Source organism: Bacillus sp. P4_D3 (genome assembly GCF_056401855.1).
Genome location: NZ_JBFUIN010000450.1, coordinates 1 through 2535 on the forward strand (window position 1 = coordinate 1; position 2535 = coordinate 2535).

The following is a 2535-nucleotide window of genomic DNA, read 5'->3' on the forward strand; positions in this document are numbered from 1 at the left end:
GATATACACCATTACAGTATAGAAAAAATATCATATCAAAAAATGCCTATAATTGCATCAAATATAAACAACAATAAAAAAACGTTCCATGTTACATTTTGTACATGGAACGTTTTTTTATTTAGTAATAGTAAATGAAGTGAGATTCAATAGAGATATATCTAATCCGAAGAAATGAAAGCGTTTAAAACAAGGGAGGATGAATACTAGATGACTAGAAAATATGACTTAATCCTATTAGAAAAAATTCAAGAAAAACAAGAAACCATCAATGTACAGGGGGCAAAAGTTTTAGTAAAAAATATACCAGATTGTGATGAAAAAGGAGCGATGGATCCACGCCTTTATAAGGACACGAAGGTTCAAATGAATGTAATGAGGTTTATGCCTAAAAATATGATGAAAATGGACGCTTCTGAAAAATCGATAAGGAATATGCGAAAACAATTTAATGGGATTAAAAGTGTTCCAATTGTCACTAAAGACATTAATATTACGTATAAAACAGTGAAAGCGGAAGATGGATATGATATTCCGATAAGAATTTATAACAGTGTTTCTAAACAGGAAAATGCGCCAGTTTTATACTTTATTCATGGTGGTGGATTCATGGCAGGATCACCAGATGTAGTGGAAGAACTTGTGAAATTGATAGTAGAAAAAACAGATATATTAGCCGTTTCTGTGGATTATCGATTAGCTCCGGAAAATCCTTTTCCAACTGGGCATACAGATTGCTACACTACTTTAAAGTGGATTTATGAAAATGCTGATACATTAGGCGGGGATAAGAATAATATCTTTGTGGCAGGTGATAGTGCAGGTGGGAACTTAACACAGTATTGTACAACTAAAGATATGGAAGATGGTAGGAAGTACGTGAAGGGACAGTTGCTTCTGTATCCTACAATTAATATGTGTGATTATAAAGATGAATTTTATTCTTGGAGTATAGATAAATATGAAATTGCTCCTAAGTATAAAAAAGGATTAGAAAAAATGCTTAATATTATGCATTCAATGGTTGGAGGTATGTCAGAAGTGCTTGGTACGACAGAAATTCATTCTAAGTATTTAAGTCCATATGTTGATGTATCCTCAGATTATCCAAGTACATTTATTACGGTAGGAGAGCATGATTTTTTAATGATAGAATGTTTAGCGTATGCAGCTAAATTAACTAAAAAAGGAGTTGATACTGAAACAGTTCTTTATCGTGGTTTAGGGCACGCTTATGGAGATAATGTAGGTGTCTATCCTCAAAGTGAAGATTTAGCAATTGAGATGGGGAATTTTATATTAAAACATAGTGGGAAGTAGGAGGGATGATGAAAAGTAGAAAAGTGATATTAATTTCCAGCTTCGCTATTTTACTATGTATCTTTGCATTTACAGACTTACAAATATCCCATAGTTTATATGAACCAACTAATAAGATCGCTCTTTTTTTACAAGCTATAGGAGAAATTCCAGCGATGCTTATTGCCTTATTTTCTAGTATGTATTTATTTAAAACTAGAAAGAATAAAGGTTCAAGAGGGTATTATCTATCTGGAATTGGCTATGGAGTAATCATTCTTTTGTTCGCTTTCATAGCTTCATTTATGCTAGTACATTATTTAACTATTTCAAAAATATCGATTCCAATTTTTATGCTTTGCTTTATTGTAGCTTGTTATATGATTTCTAAATCATGGAGTAAATACGATGATGCAAAATTGAGAGACATTGCATTAATTGGATTATTAAGTGTAGTTATTGTGTTAATTACATTTAATCTAATAAAACTAGGATGGGGTAGAGAACGCTATCGTCATATGATTTCTATTGGATCATTTGAAGGATTTTCAAAATGGTTTATATCTCAAGGAATTGCTAAAAGTGATGAGTTTATGTCATTCCCTTCAGGCCATAGTGCTAATGCAGCGTTGGTCATTTGGTTTAGTTTATTACCAGAATATTTCGCTTCACTAAAAAGAAAAAAAATAGGTGTTTGGATTCTCATTCTTTTATGGATGATACTAGTACCAATGAGTCGTATTATGGTAGGAGCTCATTTTGCTTCAGATGTTACAGTTGGAGTCGCTATTTCAGTAACTGTGTTTATGTGTTTGAAAAAATTTATATGGAGAGATAAGAAAAATAAACGCACCAATAATAATGATGTTCTTCCACATTCATTGAATCGGTGATAAGAAAGTCTTGTCCGTTGAGGGAATATATAATAATTAATGCATCGCTTGTTCATTAAGCTGTTTTGATAAATGAGTTAGTATTTGGGTTATCCTCATTTCATTTATTAAATTCAATAATAGGATTATAGGTTTCAAGGTGGATTTCTAATTTCAAAATAATAGAGGGAAGAGTAATCTTCCCTCTATTTAATTTGTTATTTAATTTTCGTAAATGTAAGAGGCTGAGTACTTAAAGTTGCAGGTACATGTAATTGAAGAGTCGGGAATTCACCATTTACATTCATATCATAAGCGAATAAAAGCCCCATTTTCATTTGGAACAAACTAATTGATGCTGAGA

2 protein-coding genes are annotated in these 2535 nt (G+C 31.7%); both read left to right on the plus strand.

Annotated features, from left to right (window positions below):
* The first annotated feature begins 210 nt into the window (after positions 1 to 210).
* Positions 211 to 1320: an alpha/beta hydrolase gene (locus AC1DTM_RS22545; protein ID WP_016104731.1), complete on the plus strand. Its 1110-nt coding sequence runs from the start codon at positions 211 to 213 to the stop codon at positions 1318 to 1320.
* Between the two features lie 8 nt (positions 1321 to 1328).
* Positions 1329 to 2192, plus strand: a complete 864-nt coding sequence (locus tag AC1DTM_RS22550; protein ID WP_088099026.1) for a phosphatase PAP2 family protein — start codon at positions 1329 to 1331, stop codon at positions 2190 to 2192.
* The last annotated feature ends 343 nt before the right edge of the window (positions 2193 to 2535 follow it).